18 protein-coding genes are annotated in these 19,676 nt (G+C 68.0%); 8 read left to right on the top strand and 10 right to left on the bottom strand.

The genetic code is table 11. The features are described from left to right. The first annotated feature begins 15 nt into the window (after positions 1 to 15). The 6 genes from AC57B5_RS29515 (at position 16) to AC57B5_RS29490 (ending at position 7,759) form a co-directional block, all read left to right on the top strand. Positions 16 to 1,071 carry a zinc-dependent alcohol dehydrogenase gene (locus AC57B5_RS29515; protein ID WP_123695119.1) on the top strand — a complete coding sequence of 352 codons (1,056 nt, stop codon included), beginning with the start codon at positions 16 to 18 and terminating at the stop codon, positions 1,069 to 1,071. Next, positions 1,068 to 1,871, top strand: a complete 804-nt coding sequence (locus AC57B5_RS29510; protein ID WP_496400843.1) for a hypothetical protein — start codon at positions 1,068 to 1,070, stop codon at positions 1,869 to 1,871. The genes AC57B5_RS29515 and AC57B5_RS29510 overlap by 4 nt, the downstream gene beginning before the upstream one ends. Positions 1,872 to 1,891: 20 nt before the next feature. Then, on the top strand, positions 1,892 to 2,908 hold the full coding sequence (locus tag AC57B5_RS29505; RefSeq protein WP_496400842.1) for a Bug family tripartite tricarboxylate transporter substrate binding protein: 1,017 nt from the start codon (positions 1,892 to 1,894) through the stop codon (positions 2,906 to 2,908). 103 nt (positions 2,909 to 3,011) lie between these two features. Further along, positions 3,012 to 4,097: a porin gene (locus AC57B5_RS29500; RefSeq protein ID WP_496400841.1), complete on the top strand. Its 1,086-nt coding sequence runs from the start codon at positions 3,012 to 3,014 to the stop codon at positions 4,095 to 4,097. A 308-nt stretch (positions 4,098 to 4,405) separates the two neighbouring features. Continuing rightward, on the top strand, positions 4,406 to 5,890 hold the full coding sequence (locus tag AC57B5_RS29495) for a helix-turn-helix domain-containing protein (RefSeq protein ID WP_249320488.1): 1,485 nt from the start codon (positions 4,406 to 4,408) through the stop codon (positions 5,888 to 5,890). A 69-nt stretch (positions 5,891 to 5,959) separates the two neighbouring features. After that, entirely contained in the window at positions 5,960 to 7,759 is a 1,800-nt protein-coding gene (locus tag AC57B5_RS29490; protein ID WP_496400840.1) for a methyl-accepting chemotaxis protein, read from the top strand. Between the two features lie 7 nt (positions 7,760 to 7,766). Here AC57B5_RS29490 and AC57B5_RS29485 read toward each other — a convergent pair whose 3' ends face one another. The 9 genes from AC57B5_RS29485 to AC57B5_RS29445 all read right to left on the bottom strand — a co-directional run bounded on the left by AC57B5_RS29485 (position 7,767) and on the right by AC57B5_RS29445 (position 17,550). Next, positions 7,767 to 8,564: an SDR family oxidoreductase gene (locus AC57B5_RS29485; protein ID WP_496400839.1), complete on the bottom strand. Its 798-nt coding sequence runs from the start codon at positions 8,562 to 8,564 to the stop codon at positions 7,767 to 7,769. Position 8,565: 1 nt separating this feature from the next. Then, on the bottom strand, positions 8,566 to 9,579 hold the full coding sequence (locus tag AC57B5_RS29480) for an ABC transporter substrate-binding protein (protein WP_496400838.1): 1,014 nt from the start codon (positions 9,577 to 9,579) through the stop codon (positions 8,566 to 8,568). Between the two features lie 37 nt (positions 9,580 to 9,616). After that, positions 9,617 to 10,378, bottom strand: a complete 762-nt coding sequence (locus AC57B5_RS29475) for an ABC transporter permease (protein ID WP_012206326.1) — start codon at positions 10,376 to 10,378, stop codon at positions 9,617 to 9,619. After that, on the bottom strand, positions 10,375 to 11,151 hold the full coding sequence (locus tag AC57B5_RS29470; protein ID WP_496400884.1) for an ABC transporter ATP-binding protein: 777 nt from the start codon (positions 11,149 to 11,151) through the stop codon (positions 10,375 to 10,377). Before AC57B5_RS29470 ends, AC57B5_RS29475 begins: the two co-directional genes overlap by 4 nt. A gap of 26 nt (positions 11,152 to 11,177) precedes the next feature. After that, positions 11,178 to 12,665 (bottom strand): acyl-CoA reductase, encoded by a 1,488-nt coding sequence (locus tag AC57B5_RS29465; RefSeq protein ID WP_496400837.1) that lies wholly within the window; start codon positions 12,663 to 12,665, stop codon positions 11,178 to 11,180. Beyond that, complete coding sequence (locus AC57B5_RS29460; protein WP_496400836.1) at positions 12,662 to 13,780, bottom strand: LuxE/PaaK family acyltransferase; 1,119 nt, start codon at positions 13,778 to 13,780, stop codon at positions 12,662 to 12,664. The genes AC57B5_RS29465 and AC57B5_RS29460 overlap by 4 nt, the downstream gene beginning before the upstream one ends. 217 nt (positions 13,781 to 13,997) lie before the next feature. Next, positions 13,998 to 15,047, bottom strand: a complete 1,050-nt coding sequence (locus AC57B5_RS29455; RefSeq protein WP_496400835.1) for a DUF418 domain-containing protein — start codon at positions 15,045 to 15,047, stop codon at positions 13,998 to 14,000. Further along, positions 15,044 to 15,670 (bottom strand): TetR/AcrR family transcriptional regulator, encoded by a 627-nt coding sequence (locus tag AC57B5_RS29450; RefSeq protein WP_496400834.1) that lies wholly within the window; start codon positions 15,668 to 15,670, stop codon positions 15,044 to 15,046. The genes AC57B5_RS29455 and AC57B5_RS29450 overlap by 4 nt, the downstream gene beginning before the upstream one ends. 50 nt (positions 15,671 to 15,720) lie before the next feature. Further along, the gene (locus AC57B5_RS29445) at positions 15,721 to 17,550 is read right to left on the bottom strand and encodes a CocE/NonD family hydrolase (RefSeq protein ID WP_496400833.1); all 1,830 of its coding nucleotides are present in this window, start codon (positions 17,548 to 17,550) and stop codon (positions 15,721 to 15,723) included. A gap of 354 nt (positions 17,551 to 17,904) precedes the next feature. Between AC57B5_RS29445 and AC57B5_RS29440 the strand changes: the two genes are divergently transcribed. Both AC57B5_RS29440 and AC57B5_RS29435 read left to right on the top strand, forming a co-directional pair. Next, entirely contained in the window at positions 17,905 to 18,192 is a 288-nt protein-coding gene (locus AC57B5_RS29440; protein WP_012206334.1) for a TFIIB-type zinc ribbon-containing protein, read from the top strand. Positions 18,193 to 18,273: 81 nt separating this feature from the next. After that, complete coding sequence (locus AC57B5_RS29435) at positions 18,274 to 18,774, top strand: MarR family winged helix-turn-helix transcriptional regulator (RefSeq protein ID WP_496400832.1); 501 nt, start codon at positions 18,274 to 18,276, stop codon at positions 18,772 to 18,774. Positions 18,775 to 18,780: 6 nt separating this feature from the next. On the opposite strand, the gene AC57B5_RS29430 is transcribed toward AC57B5_RS29435, so the two are convergent. Next, on the bottom strand, positions 18,781 to 19,668 hold the full coding sequence (locus AC57B5_RS29430) for a 4-hydroxyphenyl-beta-ketoacyl-CoA hydrolase (RefSeq protein WP_013801753.1): 888 nt from the start codon (positions 19,666 to 19,668) through the stop codon (positions 18,781 to 18,783). Positions 19,669 to 19,676: the final 8 nt, after the last annotated feature.

Below are 19,676 nucleotides of genomic sequence, written 5' to 3'. Positions count from 1 at the left end.
AGCGGCCCCCACGCCATGCAAGCACTGCGCAAGACCGAGCCGAGCCACGGCCTGACACTGACCCAAGCGGACATGCCCGCGCCCGGCCCTGGCGAAGTGCTGCTGCGCGTGCATTCGGCCGGTGTGTGCGGCACCGATCTGCACATTGCCGAATGGACCCGCAGCTACCACTTCCTGACCCCAGCCCTGCCCGTGACGATCGGCCACGAGTTCAGCGGCGAGATTGCCGCGCTGGGCGAAGGTGCCGGGAACCTGGCCCCGGGCCTGACCGTGGGCCAGATGGTGGCCGTGCGGCCCTCGGTCACCTGCGGCCGCTGCGCGGCCTGCACCAGCGGCAACTTCGATGGCTGCACCACGCGGCGCGGCATTGGCGTGCTGCGCAATGGCGGCTTTGCACCCTGGGCCGCCGTGCCGCTGCGCAACTGCGTGCCGGTCCCGCCTGGTGTGCAGGGCGACGTGGCCGCGCTGGCCGAGCCGCTGACCGTGAGCCATGAGGCCGTGCGCACGGCCGGCGTGCGCCCCGGCCACCGCGTGCTGGTGCTGGGGCCGGGCAACATCGGCCAGGGCATTGCGCTGTTTGCGCGGGCCGCAGGCGCCGCCCAGGTGGTGGTGGCCGGGCATGGCGATGCGCCGCGCCTGGCGGTGTTGCGCGCCATGGGCTTTGACGATGTGCTGGACTTCGAGGGCAGCGATATGGATGCGGCCCTTGCCCCCTATCTGGCCCGGGGCCGGTTCGATGCCGTGATCGAGGCCACGGGCGCGGCCGCCGTGATTGCGCCGGCGCTGCGCGCGCTCAAGGTGCATGGCGTGCTGGTGATCACGGGAATCCATGCAGCGCCCGTGCCCATCGACCTGACGGCGCTGGTGCGCAACCATCAGGAACTGCGCGGCTCCTACCGCGCGCCCGAGAGCGCCTGGCCCGAGGTCGTGCGCTTCATGCAGGAGCACCAGCCCCTGCTGCGCCAGATGATCACGCACCGCGTGCCGCTGTCGCGTGCCGAGGAAGGCTTTGCGCTGGCGCGCGCGCGCCATGCCAGCAAGGTGCTGGTGCAGCCGGAGCACCAGGCATGAGTGGCAGCAACGCCTTTCTTGCGCTGTGGAACGGACTGGACCGCAGCGATGCGCGTGAGGAATACGAGGCCTGGCACGCCATGGAACATGTGCCCGAGCGCGTGGGCCTGCCGGGATTTCTGTGGGGGCGCCGCTATGTACGCGGTTCGGATGCAGGCGGCTCGGATGCAGGCGGTGCGCCATCTGCCGCAGGCAGCAGCTACTTCACGGTCTATGGATTGCAGGGGCTGGATGCGCTGCAGACGGCGCAGTATGCCGATGTGGTCGCCCATCCCACGCCCTGGTCCGCCCGCATGCGGCCCCGGTTGAGCGCCTTTGTGCGCCGGCCCTGCGCGCTGGTGGCAACGGCAGGCGCCTCCACCGCCGCGCACCTGGTGGCGGTGCGCGCCACCACCGCCGACCTGCCCGGCTGGTCCGCCGCAGCCACGCAGGCGCTGGCCGAGGCCGAGGACAGCGCCCTGCTGGTGCGCGCCAGCGCGGGCGCCGTGCCGCCCGCGCTGGACCTGGCCTACCCCGTGGGCGGCGAACGCATTGCCCAGGCCGTGGCCGGCCAGACCACGGTGGTGCTGCTGGCCGAGCATTGCACGGCCGAGGGCGCGCGCCAGGGTGCGCAGTGGCTGCTGGAGCGGCTTGCGCCCTGGAGCCTGCCGGGCGCGCAGGCCGAATCCTTTGTGCTGCAAAGCCAGGTGGTGCGCGGGGGACCTGCCTGCGGATGTGTCACAGCGCCCGCACTCCCGATTGCCGCCGCGCCTGGGACCCATGGACCGGTATTTTTCGCGCTGAAGCCAGATTGCAGATGAACATTCCAGGAGACAAGAACATGAACAAGCCCCAGACAAGCAGGCAGCCACTGCTGCAGCCGTCAACGCGCCGTGCCGCCCTGCTGTGGTGCGCTGCCGCGCTCTCACCGGTCTTCCCCGCCCATGCCTCAGGCGACAAGGATGCGTGGCCCACGCGCCCGCTGCGCTTGATCGTGGGCTATGCCAGCGGCTCCTCGCCCGACGTGCAGGCGCGCCTGCTGGCCGAGCCATTGGGCCGCGCCCTGGGCCAGCCCGTGGTGGTGGAGAACAAGGGCGGCGCCAGCGGCAACATCGGCGCCGATGCCGTGGCCAAGGCCAGCGACGGCCATACGCTGGGCGTGATCGGCAATGGCCCGCTGACCAGTTCCAAATACCTTTACGCCCGGCTGCCCTACGACCCGGGGCGGGACTTTGCGCCCATCGCCATGATCGGATCGGCGCCGCTGGTCTGGGTGGCGCCGCGCGCCGCCGCCACCGATACGGCGGCCTACCTGCAGTCCCTGCGTTCCGAGAACGGGCAGTTCAACTTCGGCTCGGTCGGCAAGGGCTCGGGCACGCACCTGGGGGCCGAGCTGATCAAGGAATCCATGGGCCTGCGACTGGCCCATGTGCCCTACAACGGCGGCCCGGCCGTGGTGAACGCCCTGCTGGGCGACCAGGTACAGATGGCGCTGCTGCCGGCCTCCACCGTGATGCCGCTGGTGCAGTCGGGCAAGCTGGCGGCGCTGGCCGTGACCTCCAGCGAACGCAGCCCGCTGGCGCCCGGCGTGCCGTCCATGCGCGAGATCGGTGCGGGCGCGGTGGACATCGAGGTGTGGAATGCCGTGATGGCGCCGGCCTCCATGCCCGCAGCCCACCGTGCCCGGCTGTCGCAGGCGCTGGAGCGCATCCTGCATTCACCCGAAGTGCGCGACAAGCTGCTGGCCCAGGGCTGGCGCGTGGACGATGTCGGCCCCGCCGCCCTGTCCGCACGCATGGCGCAGGACAACCGCACCTACGGCGCGCTGATCGCCAAGAAGAACATCCGGCTCGACTGAGCGGACAACGCCAGCCGAGGCGGCACGGGACAGCACCTGGCAGCACCTGGCAGCAGGCAACGGCCAGCGCCCCATTTTTTCCATACCCCATAGAGGAGACATCATGAATACCTTGCAACGAGGAGGCTGGGCCGTGGGCGCCGCAGCCCTGGCCCTGGCAAGCCAGGTGCATGCGCAGACACAGACTCAGGCGCAGACACAAGCGCAGACATCGGCCCCGCCCGCGATCCCCAGCAGCAGCGTGACGCTGTACGGCGTCGTGGACATGGCGGTGGAGTCGGCGCGCACGGGCAATGGCGGCCTGCAGCGGCTGGAAAGCGGCGTGATCGCCGGGTCGCGCTGGGGCCTGCGCGGCACGGAGGACCTGGGCGGCGGCCAGCGCGCGCTCTATGTGGTGGAGGCCGGCTTCAACGGCGACACGGGTGCCAGCGGCCAGGGCGGCCTCGCCTTTGGTCGCCAGGTCTTCGTGGGCCTGGGCGGCGGCTGGGGCCAGCTCACGGCCGGGCGCCACTACACCACGCTGCACACCTCGCTGGCCAGTTATGCGCTCACCGGCCTGATCTGGGGCAACGCGGCCAACTATTTCCGCGACGGCACGGTGCTGCGCGCCAGCAATTCGCTGCGCTACCAGTCGCCGAACATGGGCGGCTTCACGGTGCGCGGCATGTATTCGTTCGGCGAGGCGGCGGGCTCCAGCGTGGCCAGCCTGTACGGCGGCTCCGTGGACTATGCGGCCGGGCCCTGGGCACTGGGTGCATCGTGGATGCAACGGCGTACCACGGCCGTGAATACCGACCGCTATGCGCTGCTGGGCGCAGCCTATGACTTCGGCGTGGCGCGCGCCGCGCTGCTGCTGTCCACGCGGCGCGACGACCTTCCTGCCGCCACCAGCGGCCAGGGCCGTTTCTACGAGGCCAGCGTGACCGTGCCCATGGGCATGGCGGGCCAATGGCTGCTGTCCTATGGTGCCTACCACGGACAGGCTCGCGCCCAGAGCGATGCGCGTGCGCTGAGCGTGCGCTACGACCACTCGCTGTCCAAGCGCACCAAGCTCTATGCGGGCGTGGGCCGCATCCACAACGAGGCGGGTGCCGCCTTCACCATCAACACCGCCAGCAATGCGGGGCCGGTGGTCCAGGCAGGCAGCCGGCCCAGCTCGGTGGTGCTTGGCATATCGCACGCCTTCTGATTGCCGGGGCAGGCGCGGCCAGCGCCTGCCATGCCGACAGGGCGGCCCGGCTGGAGTCTGGCCGTTGTAACAACCCCATGAAATCCAGGGAATATTCGCCTATTTGAATGGATTTTTCCAATCAGAAAAAGTCTGTCCAATCAGCGAATTAGGAGATTTGCAAGAGAGAAAGTTTCGCAAAAAGACAAGTGCCTGCGTGATCCGGCAAGAAAAATAAAATCCAAATGTAAACAATTGTTTATCTGGCCTGTAAGATTCTTCCAGTCAATCAGTGTTTCCCCAGGAGGGTGTTGTGAAGCACCTCGCCGATGCATTCATCGGGAAAATGCATCGCACCTGCCTGGCCATTGATTTTTTCATATAAGAATTCTTACTCATTCAATCTTTTGACGCACCACATCCACGGCCACCAAGATGAGAGCGCATCCAGATTATGGAGAATAATATCCGCCCATCACCAGCAAGCCGATACTGGATATAACAAAATCAGCCGGGCCGAGGAATTGCTACAGGCCTGCAAATGGCCAGAGCCTTCCATATATCCCCTGCTGGTGCTCAGATATGTGCAGGAAGCGCAGGCCATTTTCGAGCTGCACCGCATGCCCGACCGCGTGGTCTCATGCCGTATTGCAGCCGCCTTCATCCATTGCCAGCTGGGCGAAGAGCGCAATGCGATTGCACTGGCCACTGCCGCAATGGCCAATCCCGCACTGCTGCAGCCGGAATCCATGGCCTGCGCCACCTATGTGAGGGCGCTGGCGCACAGCCGGCTGGGCGAGCTCGATACCGCCTTGCAATTGATCGAAGGCAAGGACCATGATTTCGCATTGATGGCGCCGGGCATCACGCCCTGGCTGTCCGCCCTGATCAATTGGGCCAGAGCGCAGATTCTGTGGAAGATCTATCTCTACAAGAATCACCAGAATCTGTGGTGCGGGCCGCCCCCGGATTCAGGCCTGGTCCAGCTCGGTGCCGCGGCACCCGACAGCGCCGACCTGCAGGCGCTGCTGGAGCGGGTCGGCCGCCAGCTGCCAACGGGCCTGGCCTGGCCCTACAGCGATTTGCTGCAGCTCTCGGTCAAAGGGCTGGATGCGGGCCGCCGCGAAGCCGCTGGCGTGATCCGTGCCATTGAACGCATCGGCGTCCGCCACCAGATCAAGAACCCGCCGATTGCCGGCTGGGCCTGGCTGAGCAGCGCACTGGTGCACTGCAGCAAGCGCCAATATGCCCAGGCCCTGCAGGCGGTGATGCTGGCAAAGTCCACGGCCCAGACCTACCAGCTCGAAGGCCTGTGCCGCAATGCCCTGGTCTACGAGTACCACATACAGGAAACGCAGGGCGATTTTGCAGGCGCCCTGTCCACGCTGAAGGCGCTGAACATCATGCGGCTCAAGAGCATGGCCATCAGCCCCTATCTGGAGAAATCCAGATTCACGGCCATGGACGAGGCACGGCTGCACGATCTGGAACCCGCCTATGTCAAGCGCGCCCTCCAATACATACAAGAAAACCTGGACAAGAAACTACCGATCCAGACAATTGCCGACCATTGCCGCGTCAGCCGGCGCACTTTGGAGGTTTCCTTTCGCAATAGCCGGTCGTGCAGTATCGGTGAATATATAAGGCAAAGCCGTATCCATCTTGCGGCCGAATCGCTGCTGACCACCGACCAGAGCATAGGACAGATTTCCTCGCAGCTTGGTTATTCCTCGCTCTCATCATTTTCCAGAGATTTCTCCGGACATTATGGAATACCGCCGTCTGTCTGGGTGCGCCATCATCGATTGGCGTGATCCGGATTTTTATGCGATGCGGCCCGATTGTGTGGCACGCAGCCATATTGAATACTGAAAGGAATACGCATGAAATACCTGAAAAACATGAAGACGGGCTCCATGTTGGGTCTGGGATTTTCGATTCTGATTGCCATCGCGCTGTCGATTGCGCTGTATGGCCGCGCCCAGCTGGTACAGGCCTCCGATGATGTGGCCTACCTGGCCGACAAGCGGATCACCAGCCTGCTCCGGCTGGTGGAGATCAAGGGCTCGGTGGAGTTCATCTTTCGCGGCGTGCGCAGCATGGCGCTGATGGAGGACGCCGGGGAAAAGAAGCTGGCCAAGGCCGCACTGGATGCACAGCGCCAGAAGATCAGCCAGTTGATGGAGAAATTCCGCGAAGGCCTGAGCACCCCGCAGGGCGTTGCGCTGTACGACAACATGAAGAACGCGCGCATTGCCTATCTGCCGCTGCTCGACCAATTCATGGAGGCGGCCACGCGCCACGACCTGCAGGCCGTCTCGGCCATGCTCGGCGAAAGCGGGGAGTTCCGCAAACGCCAGGACGCGTTCTTCAACTCCATCAATGACATCCTTGCCCACCAGCAGGTGCGCGCCACGGAAACGGCGCAGGCCTCCGAGGACAAATCCCTGGCTGCCGGGCGGCTGATGCTGTCCCTGGCGCTGGCCGCACTGGCCATAGGCGCGCTGGTGGGCTGGGCCATCACGCGGCGCATCACGGGCCTGCTGGGCGGGGAGCCCGCCTACGCGGCGCAGATCACGCAGGAAGTCGCCAGGGGCAACCTGGCGGTGGCCGTGGCGCTGCGGCCCGGTGACACCACCAGCCTGCTGGCTGCGCTGAACTCCATGCGCGCGAGCCTGGCAGACATCGTCAGCCAGGTGCGCCACAGCAGCGAATCGATTGCCACGGGCGCCAGCCAGATCGCCTCGGGCAACGCGGACCTGAGCGCTCGCACGGAAGAGCAGGCCGCCAACCTGGAGGAGACGGCAGCCTCCATGGAGCAGATGACCGCCACCATTCAGCAGAACGTGGACACGGTGCGCAGTGCCTCGGGCCTGGCCCAGTCGGCCAGCGCCACGGCCGTGCACGGCGGCGAGGTGGTGCATGGCGTGGTCAGCACCATGGAGGACATCACGCACAGCTCGCGCAAGATCGAGGAAATCATCGGCGTGATCGACGCCATTGCGTTCCAGACCAACATCCTCGCGCTCAACGCCGCCGTGGAGGCCGCGCGTGCCGGGGAACAGGGCAAGGGCTTTGCGGTGGTCGCCTCGGAGGTGCGTTCCCTGGCCCAGCGCTGCGCCAACGCGGCCAAGGAGATCAAGGGCCTGATCAGCGAGAGCGTGGGCAAGGTCGCTGCCGGCTCCCGCCAGGTGGCCGAGGCCGGCAACACCATGAACGACATCGTCACCCAGACGCACCGCGTGGCCGAACTGATCTCCGACATCGGTGCCGCCACGCAGGAGCAGTCCCAGGGCGTGACCCAGGTCAGCGACGCCGTGCAGCAGCTCGACCAGGTGACGCAGCAAAACGCCTCCCTGGTGGAAGAGTCTGCCGCTGCCGCCGACAGCCTGAACAAGCAGGCGGCGCAGCTGGTGCAGCTGGTCAGCGTGTTCCGCCTGGATGAAAGGGAGGCCCGGGCACAGGCCGTGTCCGCGCCGGTTGCAGCGGCCGGGCTGGCGCGCGCACAGACCGCCAGGCCGTCTCCTGCGCTGGCCCCTGCCGTGCCCCGCCCCGCCAAGCCCTTGCGCGCGGCAACGGCTGCGGCCTCCAGCGCGCCTGTGGCGCTGCCCGCCAAAGCGGCGCCCCCCCGCCGCGCCACGGCGGCCGGAATGGCCGAGACCGATGAGTGGGAGCAGTTCTAGAACAGGCTCAGCGCATCACCAGGCCGCCATCGACGAACAGTACCTGTCCCGTCATGAAGCCGCTCAGTTCCGAGGCCAGGAACAGCACCGGCCCCGCCACATCTTCGGGGCTTGCCAGGCGGCGCAGCGGCGTGGCGGCCATCAGCGATTCTCGGAAGGACTCGCGCGTGTCCTGGGTGCCCTGCGTGGGATAGACCAGCCCCGGCGCGACGCAGTTGACACGTATGCCCACGGGCCCCAGCTCGCTGGCCAGGTTGCGGCTGAAGGCCACCAGCGAGGCCTTGGCCGTGGTGTAGTCGTGGTAGGGCACGACGGGGTGCTCCACCAGGTTGCTGGCAATGTTGACGATGCTGCCCCGCGCACGCTGGCGCATCTGCGGCAGCACGGCGCGGCAGACGTTGAAGGCCGCGCCCACGGCACCGTCGTATTGGGCCTGGTAGTCGCTCCATTGCAGGTCGTCGAAGAGGCGGCGGCGCTCGGGGTCGAAGGCGTAGGGTTTGAAGGCGTTGTTGACCACGATGTCGATGGCGCCCGCCTCGCGCGCAATGGCCTCTGTCATGGCCTGCACCGCAGGCTGCGAGCCCACATCGGCCTTGATGGCCCAGGCATCGCCTCCGGCCTGCTTGCCCGCAGCCTGGCAGGCCGCCACGGTCTGCGCGGCGGCAGCATCGTTGGACAGGTGGTTGACCGCCACGAGGGCACCCTCGCGCGCAAAGGCGATGGCAATGGCCGCGCCTATGCCGCGGCCAGCGCCGGTGACCAGCACCACCTTGCCGCGCAGGCCCAGGGAAGACGGCTGTGCCATCTCAGGCCCCGGGCAGCAGGCTGGTGTCCACCACGTCGGACACCTTGATCTGCCTTTGCACCATGCCCAGCGCGCGGTAGGCGTCGGCGCCCTTTTGCAGGGCGGCTAGGTCGAAGCTGCCCAGCGGCTTGCCGGCCTGCAGCGGCTGCGAAGACGCATTGCGCAGGCGGATCACATCCAGGTTGATATCGCGCTGCGTGCCGTCGATGGCGTGCTTGCCGGCCAGCGTGGCGGCTTCCTCGGGGTTGGCCATCATCCAGGCGGCGCTGTCGCGGTAGCCCTTGAGGAAGGCGCGCAGCAGGTCCTTCTTGTCGCGCAGCGTGTCCTCGCGCACCACGAACATGTCGCTGGAGATGTTGAGGTGGTCGCGCACCTGCATCACATCGACCTCGCCAATGCCTTTGCGCAGGCCCACGGCCAGGCCGGTGTCGGTGGCGGCCGTGGCATCGACCTGGCCCTGCATCAGCGGCGCGAAGTTGAGCAGGCCGGTGACGACGATGGTCACGTCCGACTCCTTGAGGCCGGCCTGGTGCAGCATCACCAGCAGGTTCTGGCGCGTGCCGCTGGACAGGCTGTAGACGCCGATCTTCTTGCCCTTGAGGTCCGCCGGCTTGCGGATGCCGGCCGACTTGAGCGAGACCACGTTGAACACGTTCTGCGGATAGATGTCGTAGATGGCGACCAGCTTCTCGCCCTTGTCCAGCGCCATGAAGAAGGAGCCGGGATCGGTGAAGGCCACATCGGCCTGGCCGCTGAGCATGTTGCGGATGGCGTCGCCGCCGCCTGCGCCGGGCAGGTAGGCCAGCTCCACGCCCTGGGCCTTGAAGAAGCCTTTGTCGGGCTCGGCCAGGATGTTGGTGATCTCGCTGATGGGCTTGCTCCAGCCGGCCAGGCGGATCTTGCCCTGGGCGGGCGCGGCGGCTGCCGAGGTGCCGGCCAGAGCCAAGCCTGCCAGGCCAGCGGTGGCGCCCAGCAGGCTGCGGCGGGTGAGGAAGGGAGATTGCGGTATGTGCATGGCGCTTGGGAAAAGGTTTCGGAAGTGTTCAGGGTGGTCAGGCGGCGCGCGAGCGCAGCAGCCGGCGCTCCAGCACCAGGCAGGCCTGGTACAGCAGCAGGCCCATGGCGGCGATCAGCACCAGGGCCGCAAACATGAGGGTGGTGTCCATCATTCCCTGGGCGGCAATGACCACGGCGCCCAGGCCCCGGCTGGCGCCCATGAATTCGGCCACCACGGCGCCGACCAGGGCCAGCACCACGGCCACGCGCAGGCCCGCAAGAATGGCGGGCAGACCCGTGGGCAGCTTCAGGCGCAGCAGCGTCTGCAGCCGCGTGGCGCCCAGCATGCGAAACAGCTGCAGGCGCTGGGCATCGACCTGGCGCAGGCCAGTCAAGGTGTTTTCCATCAGCGGGAAAAAGCAGATCAGCGCCGTGATCAGCACCGTGGGCAGCATGCCGAAGCCGAACCACAGCACGAACAGCGGCGCCAGCGCCAGCTTGGGCACGACCTGGCTGACCACCACATAGGGCTTGAGCACACGCTCGAGCAGCTCGGATTCAGCCAGGGCCATGCCCGCAAGCAGGCCGATCGCGCTGCCGGCCGCCAGCCCCAGCAGCAGGGCTTGGAGCGTCGCCCGGATGTGCGGCCAGAAATAGCCCGTGGCCAGCCCTGTCCACAGCGATGCCGCAATGGCCGAGGGCGCCGGCAGCACCAGGGCGGACAGGCCCCATTGCCGCACCAGCAGCTCCCACAGGCCCAGCAGGACCAGCGCCAGCGCGGCGGCCAGCAGGCGGGCATGGAACAAGGACACCGTCATGCCGCCGTCCTGTCCATGGCTACGCGCACGCGGGCGCAGTGCTCGTTGAACACCGGCCCGTGGCGCATGGCCTGGGTGCGCGGCGCGGGAAGATCGACCGCCATGTCGGCCACGATGCGCCCGCCGTGCATGAGGGCGATGCGGTCGCCCAGGTAGACGGCCTCGTTGATGTCGTGGGTGACGAAGAGCACCGTGGTGCCGCGTTCGCGGCAGGTGCGCAGCAGGTCGTCCTGCAGCTCGGCGCGCGTGATGGCGTCCAGCGCGGCAAAGGGCTCGTCCAGCAGCAGCAGCGGCGGGTCCAGCACCAGCGCCCGTGCCAGCGCCACGCGGCTTTGCTGCCCGCCCGAGAGATGGCGCGGATGGCGCTGCGCGTGGCTGACCAGGCCCAGCTGCTCCAGCAGCGCCAGGGCGCGCTGCTCGTCCTGCGGCGCGGGGCGCCTTTGCAGCGACACGGGCAGCAGCACATTGCCCAGCGCCGTATGCCACTCCAGCAGCGTGGGCGCCTGGAACATGAAGCCCAGTTGCGGGCCGGGCTCGGCCAGCTCGGCGCCACGCAGCAGAATGCGGCCCGACTGCGGCCTGAGCAGCCCCGCCGCCAGCTTGAGCAAAGTGGTCTTGCCGCAGCCGCTGCGGCCCAGCAGGCAGTGGATCTCACCGGCCTGCACGCGCCAGTCCACGCCGTCCACCACCGGCGGGCGGCCCGGGTAGGTGAACACCACCTGTTCGATATCGAGAAACGCCATGCCGTCAGCCCCGTCTGTGATGCCCGTCATGCCCGTCGTGCCGGTGTGCATGGATGTCAATCCGCATACGGGGCGAACGGCTGCGCCGCCGCCTCGGCAGATTGCTCGATCTCGGTCATGCGCACCAGGTCCAGCAGGTTGAAGCGGCCGTCATGGTGCCAGCCGGCCTCGGGCATGCTCATGGAGCCGATGGCGCTGATGCGCGTGACGCCGGCCGCGCCCAGCAGGCCGGCCAGGCGGTACAGCTGCTCGGGCGAGGCGGCAATGCCGGCCGTCTGCAGGTATTCGCGCTGCGCGGCCACCACGGGCACGGCGTCATCCAGGCGGTCCACGCCCACCACGGCAATCGTGCGGTACAGGGCCGTGGGCGCCAGCGGCTGCAGGCTGTCGCTATACGCCACGCTCCAGGGCGCGTCAACGGGGCCCAGCAGTTGCTGCGCGTCGCCCGACCATTCCACGGACTGCTGCCAGCGGGCCACGGCGGCGCCCTCCTCCAGCTCCAACGGCCGGCGCGCAAAGCGCCGCTGCAGGTTGGCCAGCTCGGCCGCCAGATAGTCGGCAAAGGCACGCGCAGAGACGGGGGCGCCGCGCTCCACATAGAAGACATGGGGCGAGTAGCAGCCCTGCTGGTCGTAGCGCATCACGTCCCAGGCCGCCAGCCGCGCCACGGCGGGCGCCTTGAGCGTGTCCAGCGCGGCAGCGCCCACCATGCCGAAGCCCAGCTTGTGGCCATGCGGCAGAAAGCGCGTGGTCACGGGCAGGCGCTGGCGCAGTGCCTGCAGCGTCTGGTTGCCGCCGTAGGCGAGCACGGTGTCGGCCTCGGCGTGGAGCGCGGCGGCGGCATCTCCATTCGCGCCATCCGCCCCATCCACCCCCCCAGCACCGCTCCACCACACCACGGCCAGGCAATCGGCCAGCGGCGGGTGCACCTCGGCCAGCAGCCGTGCGAACCAGCCCGCGAACAGCGGCTCGGCGCTGGCCAGCTTGCCAATGGCGGGCGCCTTGACCAGCAGGCCGCAGACCAGGCTCCACAGGGACAGCGCAGGCACATTGCCGGCCCAGCTGTGCATCAGCAGGTCGGGGCCGAAGGCACGCACCGCGCCGCCCTTGGGCGCGGGCTGGAAGCCGTCCAGCACGGCCGGGTTGGCAAAGTCCTCGGCCACGAAGCGCCGCAGCTGCGCGGCGCGAAAGGTCTTGAAGAAGCCCGTCAGCCCCAGGCGCACCATGTCGGCGTCATAGCCGCTGACCACGGGCAGCCAGGTCTCGGCCTGGCGCCGATAGGGATCGCTGCGGTCCAGCAGGCGGGCGATGGCACGGTCGATGGCGTCGATGATCTCGGCCACGGGCATGGCCCTGAGGTGGCGGTCGGCGGCACGGCGCACATGGGCTGCCAGCGCATGCATCTGCGGGCCGGTCAGCAGGGGCACGGAGACTTCCAGCCGCACGCCACCGCGTTCGAAGGGCAGCACATGCCACTGCACCTCGTCCTCGCGCAAACCAGGCAGTTCGGGCAGGTAGCCGGCCGTGATCCGCTCGATGTTCATGCAGCAGCGGCCTTCACGAATTCATCGACCGCCAGCGAGCAGCCCTTGGCCGCTGCGCCCTCGGCACGCCCCAGCAACAGGAAACCGCTGTTCTCGCCATGGCCGGCCCACAGGCCCACGTCCTCGGTGAGGATGGTGGTGACCGCGTTGTAGTTGGCCAGGTCGCAGTGCACGAGAATGCCGCGCTCGCCGGGCGCCACGCTGCGGCCGGTGACGGGCTCGACCAGGCGCGAGCGTATCCAGTGCGGCCCCGACTTGACCGAGGGCAGCGTGGCATTGCCGTCGTCATAGAACTGCGTGCTCAACTCGGTCATGCCGTACATGTTGATGCAATGGTTGCGGGGCACGCCCAGCAACCGAGACAGGTCGGCGTAGAAATCCTCCAGCGGCAGCTCGCGCGACTGGCCCTTGTAGCCGCCCGTGTCCAGAATGCGGCTGCCCGACGGCAGGCAAAAGCTGCGGCCCTGCTCGCGCAGCGCATCCATCACATGCACCAGGCTGAAGCTGGCGCCCAGCAGCGCATAGGGGCGGCCGCTGCGCTCGGACTCCTCCAGCACGGCGCACAGGCCGGGCATGTCCAGGCCGTCGGGGGTGAGGAAGTAGCGGCTGTCGGGAGTGCCGAATTCCGTCTTGGCCAGCGCCAGGTAGTGGGCCAGCGAAGAGTTGGGCATGGCCTGCTCGTCGGGAAAGAGGATGCCCATGGGCAGGCGCTCGTGCCCGGCCATGAAGCGCTGCGCGAAGTTGCGCGTCATCGACGCATCGTAGACATCGAGCGCGGGATGGAAGTGGCGCCCGCGCGAAGACAGTCCCTTGGCCTGGCCCGTGGTGCCGCTGGTCATGAACACGCGCTCCGCGGGCGAGGCCGGCTCGCTGCGCAGCTCCATGGCCTTGAACGCATCGATGGGCACGGCGGGAATGTCGCTCCAGCTCTTCACATTGCGCAGCGTGGCGCCGCGCCGCTGGCAGAAGCTGCGAAACGGCGCATTCGATTCGTATTGGTAGGCGAACAGCCGCAGGGCCAGTGCGTCGAACTGCTCGTCGGTGCAGCCGTCCATGGCGATGAATGCAAGCAGGTCTGCGACCAGAGAAGCCGCCTGGGGCCGGGCCTTGTCCATGGAATTCCTTCGAGAGCTGGGACGTGATGCTCCGAAGGCTCCCCGCCCGTGGCGCATGGGCGGCCACGCAGGGGTGCAAGCTCTTCTTCCGCCGGAATGACCCGGTTCAAGTTCTCGGGTGTGGATCTCAGCACTGGCGTGCACCCCGGAGCGGAGGGCTATCTTACAGCAGGGTCGCCAAGGGTGCAGGACCGGGACAATCCTGCTGCGGGCCGCATCAGCCCACGGCCGTCAGCCGCCGCATCACCCACTCCACGGGCCCCTGCGCCACCTTCCTGCTCCAGGCCCAGGCGGCCAGGCTGGCGATGATCACGTACAGCGCGGCGGCCACGGCCACTTCGCGCAGGCTGCGTGAGCCGTCCAGCGCGCCCATGGCCTCCAGCAGGCCCATGCCGATGAGGATGTGTGCCAGGTACAGGGTCAGCGTCATGCGCCCGGCCGGCAGCAGGCCGCGCCACGGTCCGGCGGGCCAGCGGTCGGCCAGCCGCAGGCAGGCGCCGATGGCAATGCTGGCGCAGCCCAGGCCCATCAGCAGGTAGGCTGGGCCGGGCGGCATGGGGCCGGTGGCCAGCCAGGCAGCCCATTCACTCTGTGCCGCAAGTGCCGAGACGGCGCAGGCCAAGCCCACCATCGCAACACCGCAAGCCACCAGACCCCATTGCACGCGCGGCTCGGCCAGCGGCAGGCGTGCCAGCAGCATGCCGCAGAGGAAGAACGCAAACCAGGGCAGCACCGGATGGAAGCCATTGAACAGCAGGTTGCGCGCAAAGCCGGCCGGCTCCCACAGGCCCTGGTAGGAAAGGCTCGCCCAGTCCCAGCCCTGGCTGTAGTCCAGCTGCAGCAAGGCCCAGACGGACAGCACGGCCACGGCCGCCATGCCGGCCAGCAGCGCCCGTGCACCGGCCTGCAGCCAGGCGATGGCCAGCACGAAATACACCGCGTAGTAGTGAATGATGTCGGCCGGAAAGATCAGCAGGTTCATGCCACCGGCCACCAGCAGGAACAGCGCGCGGCGCAGTGTCCAGAGGCGCGCCGTGGCCGGCTCCAGCGAGCGCGTGGCCAGCACCAGGCCCAGGCCTGCCAGCACCACGAATGTGGCCGAGGCCTTGCCCTCCAGAAAATGGAAGAACGACAGCAGCCAGCCCGGCTCCTGCAGCGCGGGATGCATGGCCTGCTTGAAGTTGACGAACACCATGCCTGCCAGCGCCAGGTAGCGCGCCAGGTCCAGCCCCGCCAGGCGGGCGCCTCTGCCGGTGGCGTGCCTCATGTCGCGTCCCCCCGTGCCTCGCCTCCAAGAAGGCAGGCCAGCAAGGCGGGATGCAGCACATCGACCCCTTCATCCCCCCCCGCGTCTTCTTGCGGCGTCACCGCCAGCGCAAAGCGCAGCGCATCGCTTTCCACGGCATCCAGCAGCAGTTGCGCGGCCAGGCGCACGGGCACGGCGGGCCGCAAGAGGCCCTGCTGCGCCCCGCGCTCCATGAAGCCTGCCAGGCCGTCGAGCATGCGCCTGCGGTTGGCCTCGAAGGCCGGCGCCAGCCCGGGCGAACGCGCGATCTCGGACAGGCATTCGGCGCTGAGCACGGCCCATTCCCGCTGGCGGCACAGCGCCTGGTAGGCGGCCAGGAATTGCGCCACCACAGGCAGCGAAGGGGCTGCGGCCCGCTCCAGCGCCTGCAGCAAGGGCAGCAGCTCGGTCTGCTCCTGCGTGGCGACCTCGGCAATCAAGGCCTGCTTGCTGTCGAAGTGGTTGTACAGATTGCCCAGGCTCACCGAGGCAGCCTGCGCGATGTCGCGCATGCTGGTGCAGTGAAAGCCGCGCTCCACGAAGCACTGCAGGGCGGCCTCCACGATGACGGCCCGGCGCTCGCTGATGTCTTCTTTCTTTTTCATGCCCGAATGATGAACGAACGTTCATTCATAGTCAACACCGGGGCATGGAATCACAGCGGCGGCTGGGGGCCCACGCCGGAAGGAACGGCCTCCTCGTTGGGCCTGCAGGGCTGGCGCAGCATGCGCCGGCAGTCCGGCAGCTGCCGCTCATGGGCATAGGCGATGTGGCCCAGCACGATCTTCGACGGCCGGCTGCGGTCCAGCCAGACGGTGTTGGTCGAAGGCGTGGACAGATGGTCGAAGGCCCAGTACCCGGTCTGCGAAGGCGTGTCCAGGGTCACCCGCAGGCTGGAGCCCGCGCGGAACACATGGGCGAATTTCTGGATTTCCACGCGCATCAGCGTGGGCTCGCCGGGGCGCAGCGGGCGCACGGCGGCCTCGGTGAAATCGCCCCAGGGCCGCAAGGCGGTGGAGCGCTGGCCGTCCAGCGCACGCATGGAAGCACGCAGCCAGCCGCGCTGCACGAACATCTCCTGGCCGTCGGGACGCACCTCCGAGACGGTGACCTGCACATCAGTGTCGCCGGCCGTGGCGCTGAGCCACAGGTCCAGCGAGGCCTCGCCATAAAAGCTCAGCGCGCGCGGCAGCGGGGCCGTGGTGAAGCGCAGCAGGCCCTGCCCGGCGGGGCTGGCCGTCCATTGGCCCGCGCCGGACTCGGTGTCCGCATCGGGATGATTGGCCTCGGCGCCCGGCAGCGGGTAGCGGTAGCTGGCCGACTGGCGCTCGGCCTGCGGGGGCGCATCGCCCAGCCCGCCGCCCGGCTGCAGCCACAGCGTCATGGGCGTGACGCGCACGGGCAGCCGGTCAAAGCTGGCCACGGCCGAGGGGCGCAGCTGCCCATAGTCGCCCCCACCGTTCATCCACTGCATTTCCTGCGCCAGCAGCACGCGCGGCGTGTGCTCGAAGCCGTTGCTCTCGCCCTTGAGAAAGCGCGCGTAAAAGCGCTTCATGGTCTCGCGCAGAAAGGGGGCGTTGTCGGTGTGGTGGTCGCCGTTGGAGCTGATCAGCCACATCTTGTCCGGGGCGATGCTGTCCTCGTAGTAGCCCATGCGGGTGCCCACCTGCTCGTCCTGCCAGGACTGGGTGCCCAGCGTGGGGATGTCGATGCGGTGCGTGGAGTTCATGGCGCTCTTGAGCGCGTAGCGGGCGCCGAAGAAGCGGTCCTCGTCCAGCCAGCGCGCCATGTCCAGGTCGGGGCGCTGGATCTTGCGGATGTTGTCTTCCACGACCTGGGCGCATCCGGTATCGCCATCCAGCGCCCTGGCGTCGTCGGCGGCCTTGCGCCATATCGCGGGGAACTGCCGCCACCAGTTGGCGGGAAAGCCGATGTTCTGGATGCCGCCCGGATAGGCCACGTCGCGGTAGGGATCGGCCACGTTCTTGCCCGGCGCGATCGCCTTGAGGCTGGGCGGACGCTGGGCCGCCACCCACAGCTGGTCGTAGCCCGAGTACGAATAGCCCACCATGCCCACCTTGCCCGTGGACCACGCCTGGCGTGCCGCCCACTCCACCGCATGCGCCCCGGCCGCGCCCACGGAGGCGTCCGCCCACTGGTTCTCGCCGGTGGAGCAGCCCGTGCCGGGCACGTTCAGGCCCATCACGGCATAGCCTTCCTTGGTCCACTCCTGGGTGGTCTGTTCCGTGACCGAGCCCGATCCGTAGCCGTCGTACTCCATCAGCACGGGAAACGGCCCCGGCCCCTTGGGAAAGACCACCGAATAGCGCATCTTGTTGCCGTCAGGCAGCTGGATGTAGCCCCAGATGCGCGGCCCGGGGTTGGTGCTGCCCGAAGAGCCCCCGCCGCAGGCCGCAAGGCCCAGGGCAAGGGTGGCGATGCCGGCCGCGCCGAGCCAGGCGCGGGAATGGCGAAAAGTCATCATGGATGGTCCTCCTGGTTGCTGATGCAGTCATGCCCGCAAGGGGGCAGGCCGCAATGTAGGACCGTCCGGGCGCATGGCGCACGCGTAAGCTGAAGGGGGGCTAAAGGGGGGATGAAGGGGCGCTGAAGCGCGCCTGAAGACAGGCTGAAGGCGAACGCGGCCAGTCGCCACGGCCCTCGGCCCCGGGGGCGGCATGAACTGGCACGACATGGTGATGGCGCTTGGAGCGACGGAACTATCCATCGCCCCCGCAGTCGAACGACCTTCGCTGGAGACCTCAACGCATAACAGCCCGGCCCACACTCCATCGTTGCCGATGGAGCCACTGCCTGAACAGGCAAAGGTGAAACTGTCATGCAATGTCCCGCCTGCCGAGATGCCACGCTCATCATCTCCGAGCGCCAGAACATAGAGATCGACTACTGCCCCCAATGCCGCGGAGTCTGGCTGGACCGCGGAGAGCTGGACAAGCTCATCGAGCGCTCCGCCGCCCAGGCACCCACAGCGCCAGCAGCCTATGAACGCCCGCAGGAACGGCGCGCGGGCCCTGACGGATCCCATGACCGGCGCGAGCACTCCAGCCACGATGGCTACCGCCGCAAGAAGCGCGAAGGCTTTCTCTCCGATCTTTTCGACTTCTAGCACCAAGGCAAGTCCGCTGCGCCGGCATCGGGACATGGCAGCCGCGCCCCACTATGATTCGGCTTTCAGTTCCTTGTCCACATGCCCCGCGCCCGCACACCCAAGCCCGCTCCTGCCGCAGAGAACACAGCCCCGTCCAGCACTGCAGCGCCGGGGACGTCCATCGACGCCTCCTTCCTGCACACCCTCGTGGGCTACAACGCCCGGCGTGCCTCGCTGTCCATCATCGAAGTGTTCGTGGAGCGCATGGCCACCCACGATCTCAAGATGGTGGAGTTCTCCGTGCTCTCCCTGGTGTCCCACAACCCCGGCATCACCTCGCGCCAGTTGTGCGCGGCGCTGGATGTGATGCCGCCCAACCTGGTGGGCCTGATCGCAGCGCTGGAGCGCCGCAAGCTGATCGAGCGGCGCACCCACCCCACCGACCGCCGCGCCGTGGGCGTGCACCTGACGCCGGCTGGCGCCGAACTCACGGCCCGGGCGGAAAGAACGGCGGCGGAATTGGAAATGGATGCCACCTACCGCCTGACCGACGCCGAGCGCAGGACGCTGATCCAGCTGCTGCAGAAGATCTACAACTGAGCGCGCTCAGTCCGCCTTCTCCGCTGCCGGCTGCTCCAGCCCCAGCAGCCGCACCGCGTTGCCCTTGAGGATGCCGGGCATCACCTCGGGCTTGAAGCCGGCTTCCTGGAAATCCTTCATCCAGCGCTCGGGCGTGATCAGCGGATAGTCGCTGCCGAAGAGCACGCGGTCCTTGAGCAGGGTGTTGGCGTACTGCACCAGCTGCCGGGGAAAGTACTTGGGGCTCCAGCCCGACAGATCGATCCAGACATTGGGCTTGTGCAGGGCCACGGACAGGGCCTCGTCCTGCCAGGGAAAGCTGGGGTGGGCCATCACGATCTGCATGTCGGGGAAGTCGATGGCCACGTCGTCCAGGTGCATGGGATTGCTGTAGGCCAGGCGCAGGCCGCCGCCGCAGCGCATGCCGCTGCCAATGCCGCTGTGGCCCGTGTGGAAGATGGCCGGCAGTTGGTACTCGGCCACCACCTCGTAGATCGGCCAGGCCATGCGGTCGTAGGGATGGAAGCCCTGCACCGTGGGGTGGAACTTGAAGCCCCTGACGCCCTCTTCCTCGATCAACCGCCGCGCCTCGCGCGCACCCATGCGGCCCTTGTGCGGATCGATGCTGGCGAAGGCCACCATCATGTCGCTGTTGGCCCGCGCAGCCTCGGCGATCTCCTCGTTGGGAATGCGGCGCCGGCCCAGCTGCGACTCGCTGTCCACCGTGAACATCACCAGGCCCAGGTTGCGCTCACGGTAATAGGCCACGGTCTCGGCGATGGTCGGGCGCCTGCCGTTGCCGAAGTACTTGTCGGCGGCGCGGTCGTACTCCTCGCCGTAGTTGTCGAACGGGTTCCAGCAGCTCACCTCGGCATGCGTGTGGATGTCGATGGCAATGAGTTTTTCGTGGTCCATGTCTGTCT

It is taken from the genome of Delftia sp. BGA-UO-ETr-SB1 (genome assembly GCF_059567865.1).
Note: the sequence above shows the minus strand (reverse complement) of the source record. Positions and strands in the feature narration are given on the sequence as shown.